Source organism: Pseudonocardia endophytica (assembly GCF_004339565.1).
In the GTDB taxonomy this organism is placed as follows: Bacteria; Actinomycetota; Actinomycetes; order Mycobacteriales; family Pseudonocardiaceae; genus Pseudonocardia; species Pseudonocardia endophytica.
This window is the reverse complement of the sequence record NZ_SMFZ01000001.1, coordinates 1,357,218-1,381,666: the sequence shown is the minus strand read 5'-3', so window position 1 is coordinate 1,381,666 and position 24,449 is coordinate 1,357,218. Positions and strand designations below refer to the sequence as shown.

Below are 24,449 nucleotides of genomic sequence, written 5' to 3'. Positions count from 1 at the left end.
TCCGGCCGTCGGGGGCGCGGCCGAGTCATGCGCTATTGCTTGACCTTCGGGGTCGCCTGGACGATTGCCGACCTGGACGGCGCCACACGGCCCGACCGCGAGGCGGTCGACGGCGCCCTCTACTTCCGTCTGCGGGAGATGCCGTGAGCACCGTGACGACGCCCGGGACCGGGGCGCACGCCGTCGTGCCGGAGGCGGTCCGGCGGGCCAGGGCGTACCTGCTGCGGGTGGTGGAGCCCCCGTCGTGGGAGGTGGTCCGGTTCGTCGAGCAGTACGGCCCCGTCGAGGCCGCCGAGCTGATCCGCCGGGGGGAGGTGCCCCGCGGGGTGGGGGAGAAGGTGCACGCCCGCCGCGGGTACGACCACGTGGACGCCGACCTCGACGCCGCCCGGAGCGTCGGTGCGCGGCTGCTGGTCCCCGAGGACGCCGACTGGCCGACCTGGACGTTCGGGGCGTTCGAGGCCGCCGACCACCCCGACCTCGCGCCGCCCCTGGCGCTCTGGGTGCGGGGCCCCGGCAGCCTTGCCGCGCTCGCCGAGCGCGCGGTCGCGGTCGTCGGCTCACGGGCCGCCAGCGGTTACGGGACGCACGCCGCCGTCGAGCTGGGGTCTGCGCTGGGTGCGGCGGGCGTGACCGTCGTGTCCGGTGCGGCGTTCGGCATCGACGCGGCCGCACACCGCGGTGCGCTGGCCGCGGGCGGCCCCACCCTCGCCGTCCTGGCGTGCGGGGTCGACCGGCCCTACCCGGTGGCGCACACGTCCCTGCTGGAACGGATCGCGGCGTCCGCGCTGGTGGTGAGCGAGTACCCACCCGGCGCGGTGCCCGCCCGGCACCGGTTCCTCGTGCGCAACCGGCTGCTGGCCGCGATCGGGAGCGGCTGCGTCGTGGTCGAGGCGGGTGCCCGGAGCGGATCGCAGCGCACCGCGTCCGACGCCGGGGCACTCGGACGTCCGGTGATGGCCGTCCCGGGCCCGATCACCTCGGCGATGTCGGTCGGGAGCCACGAGCTGATCCGCCATGGCGCGGAGCTGGTCGGCCGTCCCGACCACGTGCTGGAGACGGTCGGGCGGCTCGGCATCGACCTCGCCGTCGAGCCGAGTCGCCCGCGGCGGCCGACGGACGACCTGACCCCGGCGGCACTGGCGGTGCACGGCGCCCTCCCCGCACGGGCGGCGTGGTCGGTGGAGCGGCTCACCGAGGAGTCCGGGCAGGTGGCGGACGTCGTCCGGAGCGCGCTGACCGAGCTGGAGCGCCGCGGGCTGGCCGAGTTCCACCACGGGCTCTGGCAACGACCGGGCCCGACACGTCGTCGCGATGCTTGACCACCGTCCGGTCCGGCCGCACCGTTCGGGGATGACGCGCACCGGGGACGCCGACCTGCCGGCGGACATCGCCGAGGCGATCGACGGTTTCGCCGCGCACCTGGAGCGCGAACGGGGCCGGTCGCGGCACACCGTGCGTGCCTACCGCTCGGACCTGACCGACGTGCTGCGCGGGCCCGCCCGGCTGTCCGATGTGGATCTCGGCCACCTGCGGACCCGGCTGGCCGACACCCGTGAGGCCGGCGCGAGCCGGGCGACGCTGGCCCGCCGCGCCGCCGCCGTGCGGACGTTCACGGCGTGGGCCGTGCGGACCGGGCTGCTGGAGACCGACCCGGCCGCGCGGCTGGGCTCCCCGAAGGCCGGCACGGTGCTGCCGGACGTGATGGACGCCGCGCAGGCGGGCGCCGTGCTGGAGGCGGCGGGATCCGGTGCGGCCGAGGGCGAGCCGGAGGCGCTGCGGGATCTGGCGGTGCTCGAGCTCCTCTACGCGACGGGCGTCCGGGTCGCCGAGCTGTGCGGCCTGGACGTCGACGACGTGGACGAGAGCCGCCGTACGCTGCGCGTGCTCGGCAAGGGCGGCCGGGAGCGGACGGTCGTGTTCGGTGTCCCGGCGGCCGGTGCGCTGCGACGCTGGCTGGAGCGCGGCCGTCCCGGCCTGGTCACCGCGGCGTCGCCGCCGGCGCTGCTCCTCGGGGTGCGTGGCGGGCGGCTGGACCCCCGTGTCGCCCGTTCCGTCGTTCACCGTGCCGTGCAAGCGATTCCCGGCGTCCCGGACACCGGGCCGCACGGCCTGCGGCACGCCGCCGCCACCCACCTCCTCGAGGGCGGGGCCGACCTCCGTTACGTACAGGAGTTACTCGGTCACGCTACGCTGTCAACGACACAGCTCTACACGCACGTGACCGTCGACCGGCTGAAGGTGGTTCATGATCAGGCCCACCCCCGGGCGTGAGGCCCCCGCCTCCCGCTCCGGCCAGCACCGTTCGTTCCCGACGGCCCTGGCAGCCGCACTGGAGCAGTCCCGGGACGCGCCTGCGGTGTGTGGCATGGCGATGGCCGCCGCCTCGGTGCACGCGGCCGCCGACTCGTCCGCAGCCGGCGAGCCGGTCCCCGCGGAGCGGTCCGCCCGGCCGCGGCGGATGGTCCTCGTCGAGGGCGGGGCGCGCGACACGCCCGGGATCGACGAGGGTCACCTGATCGAGGTCGTCGGCGAGGACGCCGCTCCGCTGTGGAGCGCCCACCTGGTCGGGCAGGGCGGCGGGACGCGACGACGGCTCGTCGAGCACTACGGCTCGCTCGTCCAGGGCGTCGCGGCGAAGCTGGCGGTACGGCTGCCCGCGTCGGTCGAGCTGGCCGATCTCGTGCAGTCCGGGACGTTCGGTCTGATGGAGGCGGTCGACCGCTTCGACCCCCTGCGCGCGGTGCGCTTCGACGGGTACGCCGCACAGCGCGTGCGCGGCGCGATGCTCGACGAGCTGCGGGCGCAGGACTGGGTGCCCCGCTCGATCCGCGCGCGCAGCCGGGAGATCGAGCGGGCGCGGGAGGCGGTCGCGCTACGGACCGGCCGCGCGCCCACCGACCGCGAGCTGGCCGCCGAGCTGCGGGTCGGCCTGCGGGAGCTGCGGCACGCGGTCCGGCCGGTGCACGTGGTGAGCGCCGAGGTGTTCGACCAGACGGCGGGCACCGGGCTCGGCGTCGCGGACCTGATCGTCGACGAGTCGGTGCCGGACCCGGTGGTGGTCGCGGCCCGCCGGGAGACGAGCCGGGAGCTGTGCGCCGCGATCGCCCAGCTCGGCGAGCGGGACCGGCTCGTGCTGCGGATGTACTACCTGGAGAACCGGACCCTCGCCGAGATCGGGGGGCTGCTCGGGGTGACCGAGTCGCGGGTCTGCCAGCTGCACGGCCGGATGGTGTCCCGCCTGCGGGGACGGCTGGAGGCGACGCTCGCCGGGTGACGACGGGCTCTCACGCGCCGTCCCATGGCAGGAGCCGCAGGCGGGGCGGACGGACCAGGACCAGCGGGTCCAGGTAGTCGACCTTCCCGCGTCGGACACCCCAGTGCAGGCACGCGACGGCGCAGCCGGCATGGCCGGCGACGAGCACGCCGAGCGGGTCGCCCACGGCCGGCCGGTCCCCGGGCTTCACGGTCGCGACGACCGGCTCGTACGTCGTGCGCAGGCCGTCCGGGTGGTCGACGGACACGACCGGCCGTCCGGCGACCCGTCCGGCGAACACGACCGTCCCCTCCCGCGCCGCGAGAACCGCCTGTCCGGCCGCCCCGGCCAGGTCGGCGCCGCGGTGCCCGCGACCGAACCGGAACGACGGGGCACGGAACGGCTGCGCCACGTCCGGCGTCGGGACCATCGGCCAGGCGTAGTCCGCGCCGGGTGCCCGCACGCCCGCGCCCGGCGGCCGGACCGGGGGAGAGACGGCCGATCCGGGCGGTGGGTCGGCGCCGGGAGGCTGTGCGAACCCCTCGGGCGGCGTCGCGGCCAGTACCGTGACGACCAGTGCGGTCGCGACCGCCACGACACGCAGGACCGTCCGCAGGCGGGACGTGCGGTTCGGCGAGGTCACGGCGGTGTCGGGCACACCGTGAGCGTGCGGCCGAAACGCCCCGGCGCCGTCGCGAACGTCCCGGCGGTGGATGCCGGACGCGGGTTGTGGACAACCGTTCCCCCGACCGGACGCCGCCGGGGAAGCCGCAGGACGCGCCGCGTATAGTGGTCATCGCACCGCGATCCGTCGCGGTGACTTCGCGCGCTCGCACACCCGCATCGTCGGGGGCGGCGGCCGGGCGGTCCTGTGTGACAACAGGTCCGGCACCGCCGCGGGCGCCAGGGCGGGCCGCCGACCAGCGGCGGACCTGCGGCAACCGCATCGCGGCCCCACTGCGGGCCGCCCGATCGAGAGGTGCGCATCGGCCATGGCCGTCGTCACCATGAAGCAGCTGCTCGACAGCGGCGTGCACTTCGGGCACCAGACCCGTCGGTGGAACCCGAAGATGAAGCGCTACATCCTGACCGAGCGCAACGGCATCTACATCATCGACCTGCAGCAGACGCTGTCGTACATCGACCGCGCCTACGAGTTCGTCCGCGAGACCGTCGCGCACGGCGGGACGATCATGTTCGTCGGGACGAAGAAGCAGGCCCAGGAGGTCATCGCCGACGAGGCGGGCCGGGTCAACATGCCGTACGTGAACCAGCGCTGGCTGGGCGGCATGCTCACGAACTTCCAGACCGTGCACAAGCGGCTGCAGCGCCTCAAGGAGCTGGAGTCGATGGAGCAGACGGGGGGCTTCGAGGGTCGCACCAAGAAGGAGATCCTCATGCTCACCCGTGAGAAGGACAAGCTCGAGAAGACCCTCGGCGGTATTCGCGACATGTCCAAGGTGCCCAGCGCGGTGTGGATCGTGGACACCAAGAAGGAGCACATCGCCGTCGGAGAGGCCCGCAAGCTGGGCATCCCGGTCGTGTCGATCCTGGACACCAACTGCGACCCGGACGAGGTCGACTTCCCGATCCCCGGCAACGACGACGCGATCCGTTCCGCCGCGCTGCTGACCAAGGTCATCGCCAAGGCGGCGGCCGACGGTCTGGTCGCGCGCTCCGGGCGTCGCGGCGAGGGTGACGGTGCCGCCTCGGGCGGCGCCGCCGACGAGCCGATGCCGGAGTGGGAGCAGGAGCTCGTGACCGGCGGTGCCGAGGTCGGCTCGGACGGCGCGAGCCTGTCCTCGGCCGGTGCCGACGCCGCCGCGCCGAACGCCGCCGCCGCGGCCGCCCCGGCCAGCACGAGCAACGGCACCCAGCAGACCAGCTGAAGCCACCCTCCACGAGGAAGAGACGATGGCGAACTACACCGCCGCCGACGTGAAGCGGCTCCGTGAGCTGACCGGCTCCGGGATGATGGACTGCAAGAAGGCCCTCGAAGAGTCCGAGGGCGACATGGACAAGGCCGTCGAGCTCCTGCGCATCAAGGGTGCGAAGGACGTCGGCAAGCGCGCCGAGCGGGCCACCTCCAACGGCCTGGTCGTCGCGTCCGGCGGCACGATGGTGGAGCTGGACTGCGAGACCGACTTCGTCGCCAAGTCCGACGACTTCATCGCGCTCGCCGACCAGATCCTGCAGGTCGCGGTCGACCAGAAGCCCGCCGACCTAGACGGGCTGCGCAGCGCCAAGCTCGAGGACGGCACCGTCGAGGACTCCGTCCAGGCGCTGTCCGCCCGCATCGGCGAGAAGCTCGAGCTCAAGCGCTTCATCCATGTCGACGGGCCGGTCGCGGTCTACCTGCACAAGCGGGCCACCGACCTGCCGCCCGCGATCGGCGTCGTCGTGTCCTACGACGGCTCCGACGACGAGGCCGCCCGTGGCGTCGCGATGCACGTGGCCGCGCTCCGGCCGCAGTACACGACGCGCGACCAGGTCCCGAGCGACGTGATCGACAACGAGAAGAAGATCGCCGAGGCGACCGCCCGCGAGGAGGGCAAGCCGGAGCAGGTCCTGCCGCGGATCGTCGAGGGCCGGGTCAACGGGTTCTACAAGGACGTCGTCCTGCTCGAGCAGGCGTCCGTCCAGGACCCGAAGAAGACGGTCAAGAACCTCGCCGACGAGGCGGGCCTGACCGTGAACGACTTCGTGCGGTTCGAGGTCGGTCAGAACTGACCTGCGCACCCGTGCGGCGTGGCGGGGTTCCCGGGCGGAACCCCGCCGCGTCGCCGGAGGTGAGAGGATCGTTCCGACAGGCGCTACGCAGTATCCGGACCTGGGAGCAACCGTGATCGAGGAAACCCTCTTCGACGCCGAGGAGAAGATGGAGAAGGCCGTCGCGGTCGCGAAGGACGACCTGACGTCCGTCCGGACCGGGCGCGCCACCCCCTCGATGTTCTCCCGGGTCGTCGTCGACTACTACGACACACCGACACCGCTGAACCAGCTGGCCTCCGTGAGCATCCCGGAGGCCCGGATGGCGGTGATCAAGCCCTACGACGCCTCCCAGCTCAAGGAGATGGAGAAGGCGATCGCCAACTCGGACCTGGGCGTGAACCCGTCGAACGACGGGCAGATCATCCGGGTGATCATCCCGCAGCTCTCCGAGGAGCGCCGCAAGGAGATGGTCAAGGTCGCGCGCGGCAAGGGTGAGGACGCCCGGGTCGTGCTGCGGGGCCTGCGCCGCAAGGCGATGGACGAGCTGCACCGGATCCAGCGCGACGGCGAGGCGGGCGAGGACGAGGTCGTGCGGGCCGAGAAGGAGCTGCAGCAGGCCGTGGACCGGTACGTCGCGCAGATCGACGAGCTGGTCAAGAACAAGGAAACCGAACTCCTCGAGGTCTGACCACGTGACCTCCTCCCACGACGCCGCTGCCGTCCCCGTGACCTCGGACCTCCCGGGCGCGGGGCCACCCGGGGTGCCGGCCACGGCGTCGGGGAAGGCCGTCACGGGTTCGAAGCGGGCCCGGCTCGGTCGCAATCTCGTCGCCGCGATCGCCGTCGGGCTCGGTCTCGGCGCGGTCATCCTGACCAGCCTGCTGCTGGTCCGCGAGGCGTTCGTCGGGGTGCTCGCGGTCTGTACGGCCGTCGCGACCTGGGAGCTTGCGGGCGCTCTGCGCCGCGGCGCGGACATCCGGGTCACGCTGCCGGTCCTGCTCGTCGGCGGGCAGGCGATCGTGTGGCTGGCGTGGCCGTTCGGGTTGCGCGGCATGGCGATCTCGTTCGCCGCGACGGTGCTGGCCAGCCTGTTGTGGCGGATGCGCGGGGGCGCCGCGAACTTCGTCCGGGACATCGGCTCGTCGTTGTTCGTGGCCGCGTACGTCCCGTTGCTGGTCGGCTTCGCGGTGCTGATGACGCTGGAGCCGGACGGCGTCGGGCGGATCCTGACGTTCATGATCTGCGTGGTCGCCTCGGACGTCGGCGGGTACGCGGCAGGCGTGGTCGCCGGCCGGCACCCGATGGCGCCGAAGATCAGCCCGAAGAAGTCGTGGGAGGGCTTCTCCGGCTCGATGGTGGCCGGCATGGCCGCCGGGGCGCTCTGCACCGAGCTGATGCTGGCGACGCCGTGGTTCCTCGGCGCGCTCCTCGGTGCGCTGATGGTCTGCACGGCCACCGCCGGTGACCTCGTCGAGTCCCTGGTGAAGCGTGACCTCGGGATCAAGGACATGGGCACCACGCTGCCCGGTCACGGCGGCCTGATGGACCGGATGGACTCCCTGCTCCCGGCCGCGTTCGTGGCCTGGGCGGTGCTCGGCCTGATCGTCCCCGCGGTGTGACGCGGACGCAGGGTTCGGCCATCCCGAGCCCGAACATCTGGAACTGGCCGGACGTCTACGCCGCCGAGAACGCCGCGCAGGACGCCGACGGCGCGCTGTGGGACGCGCTCGTCGAGGCGACCGGTGGGTGGTCCGGCGCCGACGTCGTCGACATCGGGTGCGGCGACGGCTACCACCTGCCGCGGTTCGCGATCGACGCCGCGACCGTCGTCGGCGTGGAGCCGCACCCACCGCTCGTGGAGCGCGCCCGGACGGTCTCCGACGAGCGCGTCCGGGTCCTCGAGGGCGGCGCCGAGAAGCTCCCGCTCCCGGACGCGTCGGCCGACCTGCTGCACGCCCGCACGGCGTACTTCTTCGGCCCCGGGTGCGAGCCCGGCCTCGCCGAGGCGGACCGTGTGTTGCGGCCCGGCGGGATGCTCGCGATCGTCGACCTGGACTTCCACTCGCGGCCCTACGGCACGTGGCTGCGTGCCGACCTGCCCCGCTACGACGCCCCGGCCGTCGAGCGCTTCTTCGACCGTCATGGCTTCGCCCAGCGCCGTGTCGTCTCCACCTGGCGTTTCGACGACCGCGCCACGCTCGAGGACGTCCTGCGCATCGAGTTCTCGAAGGCGACGGCGCAGCGCGCGATCGCCGACGTCGCCGCTCTGACGATCAAGGTCGGCTACCGGATACACACCCGTCGCAAGCCGGACGGCATCCTGCTGCCCTGAGTGGTCGCACCCCACCCCACCGGACCGGCCCGCCCCATCAGACCGAACGAACGGCACCGTCGAGCAGTGTCGTTGCACGAACGGCACCTTCGTTCGGGGTCAGGCTCGTTCGGGTCAGGCGAGCGTGATGTTCGTGCCCTGCACGGTGACCGCGCGTCGGGCGAGCGGGCTCGCGGCCGGGCCCTGCAGCACGGCGCCGTCCAGGCCGAACCGGCTACCGTGGCACGGGCAGATCACCTCGCCGTCCTGCACGGCGTTCACCGAGCACCCCTGGTGCGGGCAGATCGCGGACAGGCCCTGGTAGCGGCCGGGCGCTGGCTGGGTGACCACCACCTGCTGGTTCGCGAACACGGCTCCGCCGCCGACCGGCACCTCGGACGTCGGACCGAGCACCGTGCCGGGCGCTCCCTCCGGGAGGTCCGACGACTGACCGCCGGACCCACCCGACCCTCCGGAGCTGCATGCCGCCACCACACCCAGCGCGGCCGCGCCGGCTCCGGCGATCGCGGCGCGCCGACCGAGTGTGGGGCCGCCGGACCGGGGCTCGGCCTGATCCGCGTCGCGGGAGGGGGTGGGCGTACCGGTCGTCATGGGGCGCTCCTGACGCCGCAGCCGGTCCGTCCGGGCCGCGCGGCGGGTCGTGGTGGGGTGCAGGTGGTCCGGGGTGACGCCAGAGTGCCACAACGACGACGACCGGCCGCGCGGTGATCCACTGACGGTTGCTGATCCGGCGGACGCGTGCTGATCGGCCGAACGCGCTGTGATCCGGCGAATGCACCCGCCTGGGCGCACGCGAACTCCGAATCGGTGCGCAATCTGCGGATCACCGTGCAACCGTGCGGAGAAGCGCGACAGCCGGTCACGTCGTCGGCACGTCGGAGACGTCGGCTCCCCGCGTGTCCGCCCGACGACGTGATCGCCGGAACGCGTGCTGATCCGGTTGTCGCGGTCCGGTTCGGTGAACGCGTGCGCCCGGACACGTGCGGGCTCCGGACCAGTGCGCGTTCCGTCGATCACCGTGCGCGGTGCGGCGGTGCGGCGGTGCGGCGGTGCGGCGGGCGGTCGGCGGGTCGGCGCACCGTCGGAGACGCCGGGCGCCCGACCACCCGCCCGCCGCCGGGATCGGCTGGACGCGCTGTGATCCGGTCGTCGCGGGCCGGTTCGGTGAACGCGCCCGTCCGGGCGCGCGCGAGCTCCGGATCAGGGCGCGTTCCACGGATCAGAGCGCGTTCCACGGATCAGGGCGCGTTCTACGGGTCGGCGCGCGAGCTACGGGCCGGCGCGTGTTCTACGGTTCAGCGCGCGTTCCACGGATCAGGCGCGAGCTCCGGGGCGGAGCGCGAGTTGCGGATCAGCGCGTGTTCTCCGGATCGGAGCGTGTTCCACGGATCGCCATGCGCGATGTGTCGGTGCGGCGCGTGTCGGGGCGGGACGGACGGATTCGGGTGCGGGTCCGGATCCTCGTGCGGTCGGTGGGGCGGGACCGCGGACGCGGGCCGGTGACCGACCTCGCTACCGTGGGGACATGGCCCACACGATGCGCGCGGCTGTGGTCGGTGTCCCGGTACCGAGCCTGGAGATCTCGCTCGGCATCCTGGCCTGGGTCGTCGGCGGTGCCGGGCTGGACACCGGCCTGGGCACGCTGCTCGTGGCGCTCGGCGTCGCGCTGGCCGGATACCTGTGGGTGGTGCGCCGTCGAGCGAGCGGGATGGTCGTGCAGCTCCATCCGGAACGGCGGCGACGGATGCAGCGGTTGCTCATCATCGGTGCGGTCGGGCTCGTCGCGTTCCCGATCCTGCTGGCCATGATCTCCTACGGCGAGCTGGGCACGGCGCTGACCGCGGCGCTCGTCGCGGTCCTGCTGATCATGGCGTCGAGCGTGATCGAGGAGCGCTCGTTGGTCGCCGTCGGTGCGATCGTGCTGGTCATCGCCGCGGTGGGGGCGTTCATCGCGCTGAACTCGCCGGGCGTCGGCGCGTCCCAGCCGGTGATCGGCCTGGGTGCCGGTGCGGTCCTGTTCGTCGCCGGCATGCGCCGCCTCGGCGTGCTCGACGAGCTACAGCGTCGGGTCGCGGCCCGCAGGCGTCGGTGAGGCCGCAGGCGTCGAGAGGCAGGTGGCACACTGGTGAGGCCATGTCCAGCCTCCCGCTCGTGTTCGACGCGCCCCGTCGTGCCGCCCCGCCCCGTCACCTGGCCGACGTCGATCCGGCCGACCGCCCTGCCGTCGCGATGGAGCTCGGTGTTCCGAAGTTCCGCCTCGACCAGCTCGCGCGGCACTACTTCGGACGCCTGACCGCCGACGTCGACGCCATGACGGACGTCCCGGCGTCCGCCCGCCCGGCGCTGGCCGGCCTCCTGCCGGACCTGGTCACCCCGGTGACCGAGCGCTCCTGCGACGGCGGCGCCACCCGCAAGACGCTGTGGCGCGGGCACGACGGCACGCTCGCCGAGTCGGTCCTCATGCGCTATCCGGACCGGGCCACCGTCTGCATCTCCAGCCAGGCCGGCTGCGGGATGGCCTGCCCGTTCTGCGCCACCGGCCAGGGAGGGCTCCAGCGCAACCTGTCCACGGCCGAGATCGTCGACCAGGTGCGCCAGGCCGCCGCCGCGGCCCGCGACGGGGTGCTGGACGAACCCGCGCGGCTGTCCAACGTCGTGTTCATGGGCATGGGCGAGCCGCTGGCGAACTACAAGCGGGTGCTGGCTGCTGTCCGGCGGATCACCGAACCGTCGCCGAGCGGCCTGGGCATCTCCGCCCGTGGTGTCACCGTGAGCACGGTCGGGCTGGTCCCGGCGATCGAGAAGCTCACGCGGGAGGGGCTGCCGGTCACGCTGGCGGTGTCCCTGCACACGCCGGACGACGAGCTGCGGGACACGCTCGTCCCGGTGAACAACCGCTGGAAGGTCGCCGAGGTGCTGGACGCGGCCCGGCGGTACGCGACGACGACCGGGCGGCGCGTGTCGATCGAGTACGCGCTGATCCGCGACGTGAACGACCAGCCGTGGCGGGCCGACCTGCTCGGGAAGCTCCTGCGGCAGCGGATCGGCACGTCCCGCGTGCACGTGAACCTGATCCCGCTGAACCCGACGCCGGGCAGCGAGTGGGACGCGAGCCCGAAGCCCGTCGAGGAGGAGTTCGTCCGCCGGGTGCGGGCCGCGGGCGTGGCCTGCACGGTGCGGGACACCCGCGGCCAGGAGATCGACGCCGCCTGCGGCCAGCTCGCCGCGTCCCAGCGCGCCTGACCGCACGGGACCCACGCCGAGCCCGAACGACGGTGCCGTTCGGGCAATGGCATTGCCCGAAGGTGCCGTTCGTTCGGAGTCGGGAGGGGCGGCGCCCCGCGACGACGGGACGGCGGGGCTGGGGCGACGGCGGCGGGACGGCGACGGCGGCGGGACGGCGGGGCCCGGGCCGACGGCGGCGGACGGCGGCACCGGGGAGGCAGCGCCGGGGGAGCGGCGGACGCGGCGGGGAGGCAGCGCGGGGGGTGCGGCGGACGCGGCGGGGAGGCAGCGCGGGGGGTGCGGCGGACGCGGCGGGGAGGCAGCGCGGGGGGTGCGGCGGACGCGGCGGGGAGGCAGCGCGGGGGGTGCGGCGGCCGCGGCGGGGAGGCAGCGCGGGGGGTGCGGCGGCCGCGGCGGGGAGGCAGCGCGGGGGGTGCGGCGGCCGCGGCGGAGAGGCAGCGCCGGGGGACCGGCTCCCGCGGCGGAGAGACAGCCCCGGGAGACAGAGCGGCGCCGGAGGGTGTCGGAAGTCCCTCCGGCGCCGTCCCCCTCAGGGGCTCAGAGGCGTTCGCCGGTCTCCGGGTGGAACAGGTGCAGGTCGTCGTCCGACGGCGAGAGCGTGATCGCGTCGCCGCGACGGGCCCCGCTGCGGCCCGCGGTCCGGACGACGACGGTGTTGCCCGCCGCCGGGTCTTCCGAGCCGTTGACGAGGTGCCCGTAGAGGAACGCGTCGCTGCCGAGCTCCTCGACGACGTCGACCTGCGCCGGGACGCCGTCGCCACCCTCCGGCCCGACCTTCCACTGCTCCGGCCGGATGCCGAGCGTGACGGTGTCGGTCCCGGCCGTCGAGATCGCCGAGCGCTTCTCCTGCGGCAGCGGCAGGTCCGTGCCACCGAGCGTCACGCCCGTCGACGTGACCGGCAGCGTGAACAGGTTCATCGCGGGCGAGCCGATGAACCCGGCCACGAACGCGTTCTGCGGGCGGTCGTAGAGGTCGGCCGGGGTGGCGAACTGCTGGAGCTGCCCGTTCGCGAGCAGCGCGACCCGGTCGCCCATCGTCATGGCCTCGACCTGGTCGTGCGTGACGTAGACCGTGGTGACGCCGAGGCGCCGCTGCAGCGCGGCGATCTCGGTGCGCGTCCCGACCCGCATCTTCGCGTCCAGGTTGGACAGCGGCTCGTCCATGAGGAACACCTGCGGCTCACGGACGATCGCGCGGCCCATCGCCACGCGCTGGCGCTGACCGCCGGACAGCGCGCGCGGTTTGCGGTCCAGGTACTCGGTCAGCCCGAGCACCTCGGCCGCCTCCTTGACCTTGACCTGCTGCTCGTCCTTGGCCATCCCGCGCATCTTCAGCGGGAACGCCATGTTCTCGCCGACCGTCTTGTTCGGGTAGAGCGCGTAGTTCTGGAAGACCATGGCGATGTCGCGGTCCCGCGAGGGCACCCCGACCATGTTCTTGCCGTTGATCAGGATGTCGCCCGCGTCGATCTCCTCGAGGCCGGCGAGCATCCGCAGCGCGGTGGACTTGCCGGACCCGGACGGTCCGACGAGCACGACGAACTCGCCGTCGGAGATCTCCAGTTCCAGCTGGTCCACGGCAGGCTTCTGCCCGGCCTGGTAGATCCGGGACGCCTTGTCGAACCTGACGTCAGCCACGGCGGGCTCCCCTCGAGTCGGTGAAGCAGATCACTTGACGGCCCCGAACGAGAGACCCTGGACGAGCTTGTTCTGAGCGATCCACCCGGCGATGACGACGGGCAGTGCCGCCATCGTCGCCGCGGCGCAGAGCTTGGCGAAGTACAGGCCCTCGGAGGTGATGAACCCGACGAGGAACACCGGCACCGTGGCGGCCTGCGACGCGGTCAGGTTGACCGCGAAGAAGAACTCGTTCCACGCGAAGATCACGCAGATCAGCGCCGTCGCCGCCATGCCGGGGGAGACGATCGGCAGCACCACCTCGCGCAGCGAGCGGAACAGCGACGCGCCGTCCATCTGCGCCGCCTCCAGGAGCTCCTTCGGGACCTCCTGGAAGAACGAGCGCATCATCCACACCGCGATCGGCAGGTTCATCGCGGTGTAGAGGACGACCAGCGTCCAGACGTTGTCCAGCATGCCGATGTAGTTGACCACCACGTAGATCGGCACGATCGCCGCGACGACCGGCAGCATCTTCGTCGAGATGAAGAAGAACAGGACGTCCTGCGTCTTCTTCACCGGCCGCAGCGACACCGCGAACGCGGCCGGCGTGGCCAGGAGGATCACCAGCACCGTCGACATCACCGTGGCGAACAGCGAGTTGAGCAGGTACGGCCCGATGCCGGAACCGAACACCTCCTCGAAGTTCGCCAGCGTCGGCGCGAAGAAGAACGTCGGCGGCGTGGTGTAGGCGTCCGCCTCCTGCTTGAACGCCGTGACGACCATCCAGAGCACCGGGAAGAAGAACCCGATGCCGACGATCCAGGCGAGCACCGCGAGCAGGATGTTGCCCGTCCGGCGCGGCTTGCGCGGGGCGACCTCGGCGACGGCGGCGTCCGGCGTCGCGGAGGGTGCGAGCGTCGTGTCGGCCATCAGGACCCCTCTGCGGCGGAGAAGCTGCGGAAGATCAACCGCAGGGCGAACGTGGACACGATGATCGTGGCGACGACGACGACCACGCCCATCGCGGCGGACTGTCCGATGTCGAACCCGAGGAACGCGCGCTGGTAGATGTAGAACGGCAGGTTCGCGCTCGACGTCCCTGGCCCGCCCTGGGTCATCATGTAGATCGTGTCGAACGTGTTGACCAGGTAGATCGCGCCGAGCACCAGGCCCAGCTCGATGAACCGGCGCAGGTGCGGCAGCGTGATCTCACGGAAGATCGCGAAGCCGGCCGCACCGTCCACCCGGGCGGCCTCCAGGATGTCCTTCGGCTGCGACTGCAGGCCGGCCAGCGTCAGCAGCATCATGAACGGCGTCCACTGCCACACCAGCGCGATGATCACCGACGAGCGCGGGAACGACGACACCCAGTCCAGCTCGCCCACGCCGAACGGGGAGAGCACGAAGTTGATCAGACCGTAGGTCGGGTCGAACAGCACCGTCTTCCACAGCAGTGCCGCGGCGACCGGCGTGATCAGGAACGGCGTGATCAGCAGCGTCCGGACGAACCCGCGTCCGAAGAACTGCCGGTCCAGCAGCAGCGCGAACAGCAGGCCGAGGACCATCGCGATGATCACCGCGCCGACGGTGATCAGCACGGAGTTCAGCGCGACGCCGCGGAACTGCGAGTCGGTGAACACCGTGACGTAGTTGTCCAGCCCGACGAACTGCTGGCTGCCGGGGCGGACGAGGTTCCAGGACTGCAGCGAGTAGTAGATCGTGAACAGGAACGGCAGCTGCGTCACGATGATCGCGAAGATCAGCGCGGGCAGCAGCGGCGCCCGCCGGATCCAGCCGTCCCTCGCCGACCCCGGCCCGGTGGCCGGACGCGCCGGCTTCGTGCCGGCCGTCGTCCGCTCCGCGGTGGTGGTCATCCGGCACCTCCCTGCTTGTAGGTCTCACCGACGGTCTCGGCGTAGCGCTGCCCCTGCTCCAGCGCCTCGTCGACGGACTGCTGCCCGGCGATCGCGGCGGAGATCTGCTGGCTCACCCGGGTGCCGAGGTCCTGGAACTCCGGGATCCCGACGAACTGGATGCCGGAGTACGGCACCGGCTGGCTGCCCGGCTTGGACTGGTCGGCCGCGGAGATCGCGGCCAGTGTCTGCGGCGCGTAGTTCTTCGACGCCGCGGCGTACTCCGGGATCGTGTAGGTGGACTGGCGCGCACCCGGCGGGACGGAGTCCCAGCCCAGCTCCTGGCCGACCATCTGCTGGTAGGGCTTGGACGTCATCCAGGACAGGAACTTCCAGGTGTCCTCGACGGCGCCGGGGCCCTTCTCGGCGGTCTTGCGCGGGATCGCGAGCGACCACGAGTACAGCCAGCCGGACGGCCGTCCGTCCAGGCCGACCGGCGCGGGCGCGTACCCGACCTGGCCGCCGACCTTCGAGTCGGTCTTGCTCTCGACGGTGCCGGAGGCGACGGTCGCGTCGTACCACATCGCGGCGTTGCCCTGGCTGAACCGCGTGCCGCACTCGGAGAAGCCGGCGGTGGCCGCACCCGGCTCGCCGTGCTTGCTCACGAGGTCGACGTAGAACTGCACGGCCTGCTTGTACTGCGGGGAGTTCAGCTGGGCGTTCCACTGCGGGTCGTACCAGCGGCCGCCGAACGCGTTCACGACGGTGTCCAGCGGGGCCATCAGCTCGCCCCAGCCGGGCTTGCCGCGCAGGCAGATGCCCGCCCGGCCGGCATCCTTGTCGTCCAGCTTCGCGGCGAGATCGGCGATCTGCGGCCACGTCGGCTTCGCCGGCATCGTGAGACCGGCCTGCGCGAACAGGTCCTTGCGGTACATCAGGAACGACGACTCGCCGTAGAACGGCGTGGAGTACATGTGACCGTCCGGGCCGGAGAGGGCCTTGCGCACGGTCGGGATGAAGTCGTCCTCGTCGTAGCCAGGGGTCGCCGCCATCAGCGGGTCCAGGTCGGTCAGCCAGCCGTTGCGGGCCCACTGCGGCGTCTCGTAGTTCGAGATCATCACGGCGTCGAACTCGTCGCCGCCGGTGGCCACCGACGACGTGATCTTCGCGCGGGCCTCGTTCTCGGACAGGCTGACGAACTTCAGCCGGATACCCGGGTTCTCCGCCTCGAACTTCGGCGAGAGCTCGATCGCGTCCTCCATCTGGGGGTTGGACACGATCGCGATCGTGATCGTCCGGGCGCCCTCCGCGCCGCCGAGCGCTCCGGCTCCGGCGCACCCGGAGACCGCCAGCGCCACCGCGCCGATCAGAGCGCCCAACCGCCACCGCCGGGGTGGGGGTCGATCTCGGCCGGCGGGCGGGGACGGGGCCACGGCGCACTCCTCTACTTCGAGGACTTGATGGCCGCGGACCGGGTGTGACCCACGACACGCGGCGGAGGACGAATCCGAACGGTATGTGGAGTTAAGCGCTTACGCAACCGGTTGCCTGTAACGTTCGGGACATTCCCCGGACTTCTTCGTCGCGGAAGGGGGTGTCGTGAGCAGCACCATGGCCGAGGTGGCGCGGATGGCCGGCGTGTCGACCGCGACGGTGTCGCACGTGCTCAACGGCACGCGGCCGGTCAGCGCCGCGACGCGCGCGGCCGTCCTGGACGCCGTCGCCGCCGTCGACTACACGCCGAACACGGCCGCCCGCTCGCTCGCGACCGCCCGCACGACGTCGATCGCGCTCGCCATCTCCGCGATCTCCAACCCGTACTTCGGCGAGCTGCTCGGCGGCGTGGAGAACGAGGCCGCAGCGGCCGGGTACACGCTGCTCGTCGTCGACCCGCACGAGGACCCCACCTACGAGGGGACGGTCGTGCGACGGCTGCGCAACCGGGTCGACGGCGTGCTGCTCGCCCCGTCCGCGGACGCCCGCGCCACGCTCACCGAGCTGACCGCGCTGCGCGTGCCGACCGTGCTGGTGGACCGGCTCCCCGGCGGGGAGTACGACCAGGTGGGAACGGAGAACGTCGAACCGGTCGCGGAGCTCGTCGCGCACCTGGCGGAGCGCGGCCACACCCGGATCGGGTTCGTCGCAGGGCACGCCGGGCTGACGACGACCGCGGAGCGCCTCGAGGGGTACCGGACCGGCCTGGCGCGGTGCGGCCTCCCGGTGGACCCGGAGCTGGTCGCCGACGGCGACTCGGAGTCCGTCCCGGCCCGCGGCGCGCTGGGCGTGCTCCTCGGTCTCGAACGACCGCCGACGGCGGTGATCAGCGCGAACAACGCGATGACCATCGGGGTGGTGCAGGAGCTGCACGAGCGCGGCCTGCGGGTGCCGGAGGACATCGCGCTCGTCGCGTTCGACGACTTCCCATGGGCCGACGCGTTCCGTCCCCGGCTGACGGTGATCGCCCAGCCGTTCGCCGAGATCGGCCGGGAGGCCGTGCGACTGCTGCTGCGCAGGATGGCCGAGCCGGACGCCGAGACCCGGACGGTCCGGCTACCGGCCCGGTTCGTGCACCGCGAGTCGTGCGGTTGCCCCGTCGTGCCGCCGCAGGTGGTTCAGCCGCCGGACAGCACGTCGGCGAGGTCGAACGTCACCGGGCGCTCCAGCTGATCGTAGGTGCACGAGTGCGGGTCGCGGTCGTCGCGCCACCGCACGAACTGTGCGGTGTGCCGGAACCGGATGCCCTCCATGTAGTCGTAGCGCACCTCGACCACCCGCTCCGGGCGCAGTGGCACGAACGACAGGTCCTTGCCAGCGTTCCACCGGCTCGTCTCGGACTTGCGCGGCGTGCGCTCGCCCTCCTCCTGCTTCGCCCATGCCCACGGGTGCTCGTCGAACGTCGTGACGAGCGGCTGCAGCTCCTCCATCAGCTCGCGACGCCGGGCCATCGGGAACGCGCCGACCACGCCGACGGACACGAGCACGTCGCGGTCGTCGTACAGGCCGAGCAGCAGCGAGCCGATCGCGTCCGGGCCGGACTTGTGCACCCGGTAGCCGGCGACCACGCAGTCGGCGGTGCGCTCGTGCTTGATCTTGGTCATGGTGCGCTTGTCCGGCTCGTAGAGCAGGTCCGGCTTCTTCGCGATCAGCCCGTCCAGCCCGGCGCCCTCGAACTGCCGGAACCACTCCTGCGCCTGGTCCACGTCCCGGGTCAGCGGCGTCACGTACACCGGGGCGTTCGCCGAGCCCAGCGCCTCCTCCAGCATCGCGCGGCGCTCGGACAGCGGGCGGGACATCAGGTCGTCGTCGCCGAGCGCGAGCAGGTCGAACGCGACGAACGACGCGGGCGTCTCGGTGGACAGCAGGGTCACCCGGCTCGCGGCGGGGTGGATGCGCTGCTGGAGCGCCTCGAAGTCCAACGTGTTGCGGGTCGTGTCCGCGACGACGATCTCGCCGTCGATCACGGCGCGCTCCGGGAAGTTCGCCGTCACCGCGTCGACGACCTCGGGGAAGTACCGCGTCATCGGCCGCTCGTTGCGCGAGCCGATCTCCACCTCGTCGCTGTCCCGGAAGATGATCGACCGGAAGCCGTCCCACTTGGGCTCGTAGAGCTGCCCCTTCGGGATCGACGCCGCGGGCTTCGCGAGCATCGGCGAGATCGGGGGCATGACGGGCAGGTCCACGCCGACAGTGTGCTCTGCCGCGCCGCGCCCCGAACGAACGGCACGTTCGTCACACGTGACTGCTCCGACGGCACCCTCGTTCGTCGGGCGGGCGTCACCCGGCGGAGGCGGCCACCGGGTAGTCGGGCAGCTCGATCGTGTCCAGCGGCGTCCGGACCAGGCCGGCGGGCGGGCCGCCGACCCTGCGGTAGAGCGACCCCACGACGCCGAGCGCGGTGCGCTGCACCGAGCGGCCGGCCCGGGTGCGCGGGTTCATCACCCGCAGCATCGACGGCCGGATGCCCTGGGCCTTCGTGACCCACGGCCGCATCAGCTCCTCGTAGCGGGCCAGCGCCGCGCGCGGGTCGTCGCGCGTGGCCAGCTCCCCGGCCAGCACGTGCGCGCCGATCAGGGCCATCCCGGTGCCGGTGCCGAACGGGCCGCTGGACCACGCGGCGTCGCCCAGCAGCACGGTCCCGCCGTTGCTCCAGCGCGGCAGCCGGACCTGGGCGACGGAGTCGAAGTACATCGGCGCGTCGTCCAGCGCGTCCAGGACGCGCGGGGCCTGCCATCCGGCGTCGGCGAACGTGCGCCGCAGGATCATCACCTGGTCGTCGCGGTCGAGCCGGTCCAGGCCGCGCACGTCGGACAGGAACGCCAGGAACGCCCGGGTGGTGCCCCGGTTGTCCGGCCGGATGCTGACGCTGCGGCACCGCGCGGCACTGTGCCAGCGCCACCACCGGTCGTCGTCGGCGGTGCGGGGGAGCGTCAGGTAGGCGAGGTGCATGCCCAGCTCGGTGATCTCGGCGCCGGGCAGCACCATCTCGCGGGTCCGCGAGCGCGTCCCCTCGGCCACGACGACGACGTCCGCGTCGATCACCTCGCCGCTGTCCAGCGTGGCCGTGACGTGGTCGCCGTGGTCGGTCAGCCCGGTGATCTGCTCGCCGAAGCGGTACTCGGTGCGGTCGCGGGTGCGGTCGTGGAGGATCCGCGACATCTCGCCGCGCAGGATCTCCAGCTCGGCCGTCGGCCCGTCGGCGTCGCCCTCGTTCACGGGGAACTCGGCGACGACGCCACCGGAGTCGTCGACGAACCGCAGGCCAACCTCGCCGGTACCCGCCTCGCGGACGGCGTCGTCGATGCCCATCCGGCGGACGACCTCGCGGGCGGCCCCGCGGACGTCGACGTTCTGGCCCTCGTCGCGCAGCTGCGGCGCCCGCTCGACGACGGTCGTGCGCCAGCCGTGCGCGGCGAGCTCGTGGGCGACGGCGGGGCCGGCGACGCTGGCGCCGGAGATCAGGGCATGGCGGGTCACCTGTCCAGACTCGCCCGGTCGCGGCGGATCCGCGCGGCGACCGCCCGGAATGTGCCGTGTGGTTGGCTCGACGGCGTGGGCAGGCTTCCGGACGCCGACGCGCTCGAGCGGGCGCGGGAGAAGACGATCCCGGACGTCCTGCCCGGACCGGACGACCCGCCGTTGCGCGTGCTGTTCTGCGGCATCAACCCCGGCCTGGTGAGCGCCGCGACCGGGCACCACTTCGCCCGGCCCGGCAACCGGTTCTGGCCGGTGCTGCACGCGTCCGGTTTCACACCGCGGCTGCTGCGCCCCGACGAGCAGGGCGAGCTCGCCGGGCTCGGGCTCGGCATCACGAACATGGCGCCGCGCGCCACCGCCCGCGCCGACGAGCTCTCCGACGACGAGCTGGTCGCCGGCGGCGAGCGCCTGCGCGCACTGGTGGCCGAGCGGGGTCCGCAGTGGCTCGCCGTCCTCGGGATCGGCGCCTACCGCACCGCGTTCGGGCGCCCGAAAGCCGTGGTCGGAGAACAGGAACAGGGCGTCTGGGTGCTGCCCAACCCCAGTGGGCTCAACGCACACTGGTCGCGGGAGGCGATGGTCGCCGAGTTCGCGCGCCTGCGCGCCCGCACCTAGGCGTTGTCGAGGTCCTGCAGGTCCGGTGTGGGAGCGCCGTCCCGCGCGTCGCGGTCGGCCCACTCCAGCAGCGGGGCGATGTCGAACACCGCGTCGTCGATGCCCGCGTGCAGGTCCCCGAGCTCGGCGAACCGCGCCGGCATCGTGGCGATCGTGAAGTCGCCCGGCTCCGCGTCGTCGATCTCGTCCCAGCGGATCGGGGCGGACACCCGGGCCTCCGGCACGCCGCGCACCGAGTAGGCACTGGCGATCGTGTGGTCACGGGCGTTCTGGTTGTAGTCGACGAAGATCTTCGTGTCGTCCCGGTCCTTGCGCCACCAGGACAGGTCCACGCGGTCGCAGCGGCGGCCGACCTCGCGGGCGAACGCGTGCGCCGCGCGCCGGACGTCGGCGAACCCGTGCTCGGGGCGGATCCGCACGTAGACGTGCATGCCCTTGCCGCCGGACGTCTTCGGGAACCCGGTGGCGCCCAGCTCGTCGAGCACCTCGTGCACGACGTGCGCCACCCGTCGCACGTCGGAGTACTCGGCAGAAGGCATCGGGTCGAGGTCGATCCGCCACTCGTCGGGAACCTCGACGTCCGCGGCGCGGGAGTTCCAGGGGTGGAACTCGACGGTCGACATCTGCACGGCCCACACGACGTCGGCCGGGTGCGCGACGCACAGCTCGTCGGCCGTGCGGTTCCAGCGCGGGAAGTGGATGCGGACGGTGCGGATCCAGTCCGGGGCGCCGCGCGGCAGCCGCTTCTGGTGCACCTTCTCGCCGGACACACCGGTGGGGAAGCGGTGCAGCATGCAGGGCCGGTCGCGCAGGGCGTTGACGATCCCGTCGGAGACGGACAGGTAGTACCGGGCGAGATCGAGCTTCGTCTCGCCGCGCGCCGGGAAGTAGACGCGCTCCGGGCTGGACAGGCGGACCGTGCGGTCGCCGACGGTCAGCTCGACCGGCTCCCCGGATGCGCCCTTGCCCGCCACCCCCACGCCGGTCCTACGTCAGCGTCGCCAGGAGTTGCGCTTGCGCAGGACGCTCCACACGACGCCGAGCAGGATCGCGGCGGCCGGGACGACCATGAACAGGATCTCGGTCCAGCTCGTCGGGTGGCCGATCAGGAACACGCACAGGGCGATGGCCGTGACCACGCCGGCGATCTTGGTGCCGTGCGGGAACGTGCCGTGCCAGCCCCAGTCGACCGAGGGCTCGTCGTCCGGGTCGACACCCGAGCGGATGGCGACCTCCCTCGAGTTGCTCGCCACGTGCACCCTCCCGATCGTCCATGCTCCTGCGAGGTCACATGCTATCCCGACGGCGGAGCGGGGATGATGTGTGGTGATGTCCGACTCCGTCACCCGTTCGCTGGTGGTCCTCGGTTCCACCGGTTCGATCGGCACCCAGGCGCTCGACGTCGTCGCGAAGGCTGGCGGGTTCACCGTCACCGGCCTCGCGGCGGGCGGCGGCGACGTCGCGCTGCTCGCGTCGCAGGTCCACGCGCACTCCGTCGGCCGGGTGGCCGTCGCCGACCCGACCGCGGCGGCCGTGCTGCGCGAGACGTGCCCCGGCGTCGAGGTCCTCGACGGGCCGCTGGCGGCGACCGAGCTGGTCACGGCCGCGGGTGCGGACGTCGTGCTGAACGGCATCACCGGCTCGCGCGGGCTCGGCCCGACGCTGGCGGCGCTGGCCGCCGGGTCGCGGCTGGCGCTCGCGAACAAGGAGTCGCTGGTCGCCGGCGGCCCGCTGGTGCTCGCCGCGGCCGCGCCCGGCCAGATCGTCCCGGTCGACTCGGAGCACTCGGCGCTGGCCCAGTGCCTGCGCGGCGGGCGGTCCGACGAGGTGGACCGGCTCGTGCTCACCGCGTCCGGTGGCCCGTTCCGTGGCCGCACGCGGTCGGACCTGGGCGGCGTCACCGTGGCCGAGGCACTGCAGCACCCGACGTGGGCGATGGGCCCGGTCGTCACGATCAACTCGGCGACGCTGGTGAACAAGGGCCTGGAACTGATCGAGGCGCACCTGCTGTTCGGGGTGCCCTACGGCCGGATCGACGTCGTCGTCCACCCGCAGTCGATCGTGCACTCGATGGTCACGTTCACCGACGGCTCGACGATCGCCCAGGCCGGCCCGCCGGACATGCGGCTGCCGATCGCGCTCGGCCTGGCCTGGCCGGACCGGATCCCCGGTGCCGCGGCCGCCTGCACCTGGGACGCGGCGCAGAGCTGGACGTTCGAGCCCCTCGACGACGACGCGTTCCCCGGCGTCCGCCTCGCGCGTGCGGCGGGGGAGCGCGGCGGGTGCCTCCCGGCCGTGCTGAACGCCGCGAACGAGGAGCTGGTCGAGGCGTTCGTGGCCGGCCGGATCGGCTATCTCGCGATCACCGATCTGCTGGCCGGTGTGCTGGAGGCCGCCGACGGATGGAACGCGGACCCCGCCTCCGTCGAGGACGTGCTGGAGGCCGAGGACTGGGCGCGGGCGCACGCCCGCGAGGTCGTCCGGTGACGGCCGCTACCGTGGACGTCGGCCAGACACGAACCGCCGGGAGTTGCAGCGCATGATGACGGTCCTCGGGATCGCGATCTTCTTCGTCGGGCTGCTGCTCTCCGTGGCCTGGCACGAGCTCGGCCACTTCACGACGGCCCGCTGGTTCGGCATCAAGGTCCCGGAGTTCTTCGTCGGGTTCGGCCGGACGGTCTGGTCGGTCAAGCGCGGCGAGACCGAGTACGGGCTGAAGCTGATCCCGCTCGGCGGCTACGTCCGGATGATCGGCATGCTGCCCCCGGCCAAGGGCGGCGGCACGCTGGGGCGCAGCCGGCGGACCGGCCCGTTCCAGGGCCTGATGGACGACGCCCGGCGCCAGTCCCAGGCCGACGTGCTGCCCGCGGACTCCGACCGGCAGTTCTGGACCCGCTCCCCGTGGAAGCGGATCGTCGTCATGTTCGCCGGGCCGTTCATGAACCTGATCCTGGCCGTCGTGCTGTTCGCGGTCGCGCTGATCGGGATCGGCCTGCCCACCGACGGCACCCGGATCGGCTCGGTCAGCGAGTGCGTCGTCCCGGCCACCGCTGCCGCGCAGCCCGACGTGTGTCCGCCCGGAGCGCCGCCGACGCCTGCCGCCGCGGCCGGCCTACGGGCAGGGGACCTGATCGTCGGCCTGAACGGCAGGCCGTTCCAGGAGGTCGACGGCCAGCAGTTGCGCGAGGCGATCCGGGTCGCGTCCGGGCCGGCCGAGATCACGGTCGAGCGGAACGGGGAGCTCCGCACGCTGCCGGTCACGGTGATCGACAACCAGGTCCAGTCGTTCGACGACCCGAACCAGACCGTCCGGGCCGGGTTCCTCGGCGTCGGACTGACCCAGACGTTCGCGCCGCAGTCGTTCGGTGACGTGTTCCTGCAGGTCGGCGACACGATCGGCCGTACAGGGCAGGCGATCACCCAGATCCCGGCCCGGTTCCCGGGGCTCTTCGGTGCGGCGTTCCTCGGTGAGGAGCGGGACCAGACCGGCCCGATGGGCGTCGTCGGCGTCTCCCGGCTCGGTGGCGAGATCCTGTCCCAGGATCGGCCGCTGCAGTTCGAGCTGTTCTTCTTCCTGCAGCTGCTGGCCGCGGTGAACATGTCCTTGTTCCTGCTCAACCTGCTTCCGATCCCACCGCTGGACGGAGGCCAGATCGTCCCGGCGATCTGGGAGTCGATCAAGCGGCACGGGTCGCGGGTCATGGGCAGGCCCGATCCCGGGCCGGTGGACGCGGCGAAGCTGCTCCCGGTCGCCTACGTGTTCGTGATGGTCTTCGTCGCGTTCAGCCTCGTGCTGGTGGTGGCGGACATCGTCAACCCGGTCCGGATCTTCGGGTGACAC

At 72.7% G+C, this 24,449-nt stretch carries 25 protein-coding genes; 15 read left to right on the top strand and 10 right to left on the bottom strand.

Features of this window, described 5'->3' with window-relative positions:
- Positions 1-39: 39 nt before the first annotated feature.
- From EV378_RS37185 to EV378_RS06100, 4 genes are read left to right on the top strand one after another with little or no spacing between them, the layout of a single operon-like run.
- Positions 40-147, top strand: a complete 108-nt coding sequence (locus EV378_RS37185) for a magnesium chelatase subunit ChlI family protein (RefSeq protein ID WP_481404371.1) — start codon at positions 40-42, stop codon at positions 145-147.
- Positions 144-1,322 carry a DNA-processing protein DprA gene (dprA, locus tag EV378_RS06110; protein WP_243653310.1) on the top strand — a complete coding sequence of 393 codons (1,179 nt, stop codon included), beginning with the start codon at positions 144-146 and terminating at the stop codon, positions 1,320-1,322. Before EV378_RS37185 ends, dprA begins: the two co-directional genes overlap by 4 nt.
- A gap of 31 nt (positions 1,323-1,353) precedes the next feature.
- The gene (locus EV378_RS06105; RefSeq protein ID WP_132421727.1) at positions 1,354-2,274 is read left to right on the top strand and encodes a tyrosine recombinase XerC; all 921 of its coding nucleotides are present in this window, start codon (positions 1,354-1,356) and stop codon (positions 2,272-2,274) included.
- A complete protein-coding gene (locus EV378_RS06100) occupies positions 2,249-3,277 on the top strand; it encodes a FliA/WhiG family RNA polymerase sigma factor (RefSeq protein WP_243653309.1) in 1,029 nt (342 codons plus the stop codon). Before EV378_RS06105 ends, EV378_RS06100 begins: the two co-directional genes overlap by 26 nt.
- 10 nt (positions 3,278-3,287) lie before the next feature.
- Here EV378_RS06100 and EV378_RS36180 read toward each other — a convergent pair whose 3' ends face one another.
- Positions 3,288-3,914 carry a M23 family metallopeptidase gene (locus tag EV378_RS36180; RefSeq protein WP_243653308.1) on the bottom strand — a complete coding sequence of 209 codons (627 nt, stop codon included), beginning with the start codon at positions 3,912-3,914 and terminating at the stop codon, positions 3,288-3,290.
- Between the two features lie 334 nt (positions 3,915-4,248).
- On the opposite strand from EV378_RS36180, the gene rpsB reads away from it, so the two are divergent.
- The 5 genes from rpsB to EV378_RS06070 all read left to right on the top strand — a co-directional run bounded on the left by rpsB (position 4,249) and on the right by EV378_RS06070 (position 8,300).
- Positions 4,249-5,145 carry a 30S ribosomal protein S2 gene (gene rpsB / locus EV378_RS06090; RefSeq protein ID WP_132421726.1) on the top strand — a complete coding sequence of 299 codons (897 nt, stop codon included), beginning with the start codon at positions 4,249-4,251 and terminating at the stop codon, positions 5,143-5,145.
- Between the two features lie 25 nt (positions 5,146-5,170).
- Positions 5,171-5,986: a translation elongation factor Ts gene (gene tsf, locus EV378_RS06085; protein WP_132421725.1), complete on the top strand. Its 816-nt coding sequence runs from the start codon at positions 5,171-5,173 to the stop codon at positions 5,984-5,986.
- A gap of 112 nt (positions 5,987-6,098) precedes the next feature.
- Positions 6,099-6,656: a ribosome recycling factor gene (gene frr, locus EV378_RS06080; protein WP_132421724.1), complete on the top strand. Its 558-nt coding sequence runs from the start codon at positions 6,099-6,101 to the stop codon at positions 6,654-6,656.
- Positions 6,657-6,660: 4 nt separating this feature from the next.
- Positions 6,661-7,587: a phosphatidate cytidylyltransferase gene (locus tag EV378_RS06075; protein ID WP_132421723.1), complete on the top strand. Its 927-nt coding sequence runs from the start codon at positions 6,661-6,663 to the stop codon at positions 7,585-7,587.
- Positions 7,584-8,300 carry a class I SAM-dependent methyltransferase gene (locus EV378_RS06070; RefSeq protein WP_132421722.1) on the top strand — a complete coding sequence of 239 codons (717 nt, stop codon included), beginning with the start codon at positions 7,584-7,586 and terminating at the stop codon, positions 8,298-8,300. The genes EV378_RS06075 and EV378_RS06070 overlap by 4 nt, the downstream gene beginning before the upstream one ends.
- 114 nt (positions 8,301-8,414) lie before the next feature.
- Here the strand turns inward: EV378_RS06070 and EV378_RS06065 are convergent, their stop codons facing one another.
- Positions 8,415-8,891, bottom strand: a complete 477-nt coding sequence (locus EV378_RS06065) for a Rieske (2Fe-2S) protein (RefSeq protein WP_132421721.1) — start codon at positions 8,889-8,891, stop codon at positions 8,415-8,417.
- Positions 8,892-9,825: 934 nt separating this feature from the next.
- Between EV378_RS06065 and EV378_RS06060 the strand changes: the two genes are divergently transcribed.
- Both EV378_RS06060 and rlmN read left to right on the top strand, forming a co-directional pair.
- The gene (locus EV378_RS06060; protein ID WP_132421720.1) at positions 9,826-10,392 is read left to right on the top strand and encodes a hypothetical protein; all 567 of its coding nucleotides are present in this window, start codon (positions 9,826-9,828) and stop codon (positions 10,390-10,392) included.
- A 41-nt stretch (positions 10,393-10,433) separates the two neighbouring features.
- Positions 10,434-11,543: a dual-specificity RNA methyltransferase RlmN gene (gene rlmN, locus EV378_RS06055; protein WP_132421719.1), complete on the top strand. Its 1,110-nt coding sequence runs from the start codon at positions 10,434-10,436 to the stop codon at positions 11,541-11,543.
- Positions 11,544-12,083: 540 nt separating this feature from the next.
- Here rlmN and EV378_RS06050 read toward each other — a convergent pair.
- The 4 genes from EV378_RS06050 to EV378_RS06035 are packed head-to-tail and all read right to left on the bottom strand — an operon-like array spanning position 12,084 to position 16,398.
- The gene (locus EV378_RS06050; protein ID WP_132421718.1) at positions 12,084-13,184 is read right to left on the bottom strand and encodes an ABC transporter ATP-binding protein; all 1,101 of its coding nucleotides are present in this window, start codon (positions 13,182-13,184) and stop codon (positions 12,084-12,086) included.
- A 30-nt stretch (positions 13,185-13,214) separates the two neighbouring features.
- Positions 13,215-14,096 carry a carbohydrate ABC transporter permease gene (locus EV378_RS06045; protein ID WP_132421717.1) on the bottom strand — a complete coding sequence of 294 codons (882 nt, stop codon included), beginning with the start codon at positions 14,094-14,096 and terminating at the stop codon, positions 13,215-13,217.
- Positions 14,096-15,040, bottom strand: coding sequence for a carbohydrate ABC transporter permease (locus EV378_RS06040; protein ID WP_132421716.1), 945 nt, complete (start codon positions 15,038-15,040; stop codon positions 14,096-14,098). Before EV378_RS06040 ends, EV378_RS06045 begins: the two co-directional genes overlap by 1 nt.
- Positions 15,037-16,398, bottom strand: a complete 1,362-nt coding sequence (locus EV378_RS06035) for an ABC transporter substrate-binding protein (RefSeq protein ID WP_165922159.1) — start codon at positions 16,396-16,398, stop codon at positions 15,037-15,039. The genes EV378_RS06040 and EV378_RS06035 overlap by 4 nt, the downstream gene beginning before the upstream one ends.
- Positions 16,399-16,630: 232 nt before the next feature.
- On the opposite strand from EV378_RS06035, the gene EV378_RS06030 reads away from it, so the two are divergent.
- Complete coding sequence (locus tag EV378_RS06030) at positions 16,631-17,686, top strand: LacI family DNA-binding transcriptional regulator (RefSeq protein ID WP_132427481.1); 1,056 nt, start codon at positions 16,631-16,633, stop codon at positions 17,684-17,686.
- On the opposite strand, the gene EV378_RS06025 is transcribed toward EV378_RS06030, so the two are convergent.
- Both EV378_RS06025 and EV378_RS06020 read right to left on the bottom strand, forming a co-directional pair.
- Positions 17,632-18,699, bottom strand: coding sequence for an ATP-dependent DNA ligase (locus tag EV378_RS06025; RefSeq protein ID WP_132421715.1), 1,068 nt, complete (start codon positions 18,697-18,699; stop codon positions 17,632-17,634). The genes EV378_RS06030 and EV378_RS06025 overlap by 55 nt on opposite strands.
- A gap of 94 nt (positions 18,700-18,793) precedes the next feature.
- Positions 18,794-19,993, bottom strand: a complete 1,200-nt coding sequence (locus tag EV378_RS06020) for an FAD-dependent monooxygenase (RefSeq protein WP_132421714.1) — start codon at positions 19,991-19,993, stop codon at positions 18,794-18,796.
- Between the two features lie 75 nt (positions 19,994-20,068).
- On the opposite strand from EV378_RS06020, the gene mug reads away from it, so the two are divergent.
- Positions 20,069-20,608 carry a G/U mismatch-specific DNA glycosylase gene (gene mug, locus EV378_RS06015; RefSeq protein WP_243653307.1) on the top strand — a complete coding sequence of 180 codons (540 nt, stop codon included), beginning with the start codon at positions 20,069-20,071 and terminating at the stop codon, positions 20,606-20,608.
- Here the strand turns inward: mug and ligD are convergent.
- Together ligD and EV378_RS06005 are read right to left on the bottom strand one after the other, a co-directional pair.
- Positions 20,605-21,588, bottom strand: a complete 984-nt coding sequence (ligD, locus tag EV378_RS06010; protein ID WP_424511206.1) for a non-homologous end-joining DNA ligase — start codon at positions 21,586-21,588, stop codon at positions 20,605-20,607. The genes mug and ligD overlap by 4 nt on opposite strands.
- Positions 21,589-21,600: 12 nt before the next feature.
- Complete coding sequence (locus tag EV378_RS06005; protein WP_132421712.1) at positions 21,601-21,861, bottom strand: DUF2631 domain-containing protein; 261 nt, start codon at positions 21,859-21,861, stop codon at positions 21,601-21,603.
- 76 nt (positions 21,862-21,937) lie between these two features.
- On the opposite strand from EV378_RS06005, the gene dxr reads away from it, so the two are divergent.
- Together dxr and EV378_RS05995 are read left to right on the top strand one after the other, a co-directional pair.
- Complete coding sequence (gene dxr, locus EV378_RS06000; RefSeq protein ID WP_132421711.1) at positions 21,938-23,095, top strand: 1-deoxy-D-xylulose-5-phosphate reductoisomerase; 1,158 nt, start codon at positions 21,938-21,940, stop codon at positions 23,093-23,095.
- Positions 23,096-23,147: 52 nt separating this feature from the next.
- Positions 23,148-24,446 (top strand): M50 family metallopeptidase, encoded by a 1,299-nt coding sequence (locus EV378_RS05995; protein WP_207908584.1) that lies wholly within the window; start codon positions 23,148-23,150, stop codon positions 24,444-24,446.
- Positions 24,447-24,449 lie beyond the last annotated feature (3 nt).

What these genes read in the sequence shown, in the direction of transcription:
- EV378_RS06105 (WP_132421727.1), top strand. Translation starts at nt 1,354, where the DNA reads ATGACGCGCACCGGGGACGCCGACCTGCCGGCGGACATCGCCGAGGCG.
- EV378_RS06100 (WP_243653309.1), top strand. Translation starts at nt 2,249, where the DNA reads ATGATCAGGCCCACCCCCGGGCGTGAGGCCCCCGCCTCCCGCTCCGGC.
- rpsB (WP_132421726.1), top strand. Translation starts at nt 4,249, where the DNA reads ATGGCCGTCGTCACCATGAAGCAGCTGCTCGACAGCGGCGTGCACTTC.
- tsf (WP_132421725.1), top strand. Translation starts at nt 5,171, where the DNA reads ATGGCGAACTACACCGCCGCCGACGTGAAGCGGCTCCGTGAGCTGACC.
- EV378_RS06065 (WP_132421721.1), bottom strand. Translation starts at nt 8,891, where the DNA reads ATGACGACCGGTACGCCCACCCCCTCCCGCGACGCGGATCAGGCCGAG.
- EV378_RS06060 (WP_132421720.1), top strand. Translation starts at nt 9,826, where the DNA reads ATGGCCCACACGATGCGCGCGGCTGTGGTCGGTGTCCCGGTACCGAGC.
- rlmN (WP_132421719.1), top strand. Translation starts at nt 10,434, where the DNA reads ATGTCCAGCCTCCCGCTCGTGTTCGACGCGCCCCGTCGTGCCGCCCCG.
- EV378_RS06045 (WP_132421717.1), bottom strand. Translation starts at nt 14,096, where the DNA reads ATGGCCGACACGACGCTCGCACCCTCCGCGACGCCGGACGCCGCCGTC.
- EV378_RS06040 (WP_132421716.1), bottom strand. Translation starts at nt 15,040, where the DNA reads ATGACCACCACCGCGGAGCGGACGACGGCCGGCACGAAGCCGGCGCGT.
- EV378_RS06030 (WP_132427481.1), top strand. Translation starts at nt 16,631, where the DNA reads ATGGCCGAGGTGGCGCGGATGGCCGGCGTGTCGACCGCGACGGTGTCG.
- dxr (WP_132421711.1), top strand. Translation starts at nt 21,938, where the DNA reads ATGTCCGACTCCGTCACCCGTTCGCTGGTGGTCCTCGGTTCCACCGGT.
- EV378_RS05995 (WP_207908584.1), top strand. Translation starts at nt 23,148, where the DNA reads ATGATGACGGTCCTCGGGATCGCGATCTTCTTCGTCGGGCTGCTGCTC.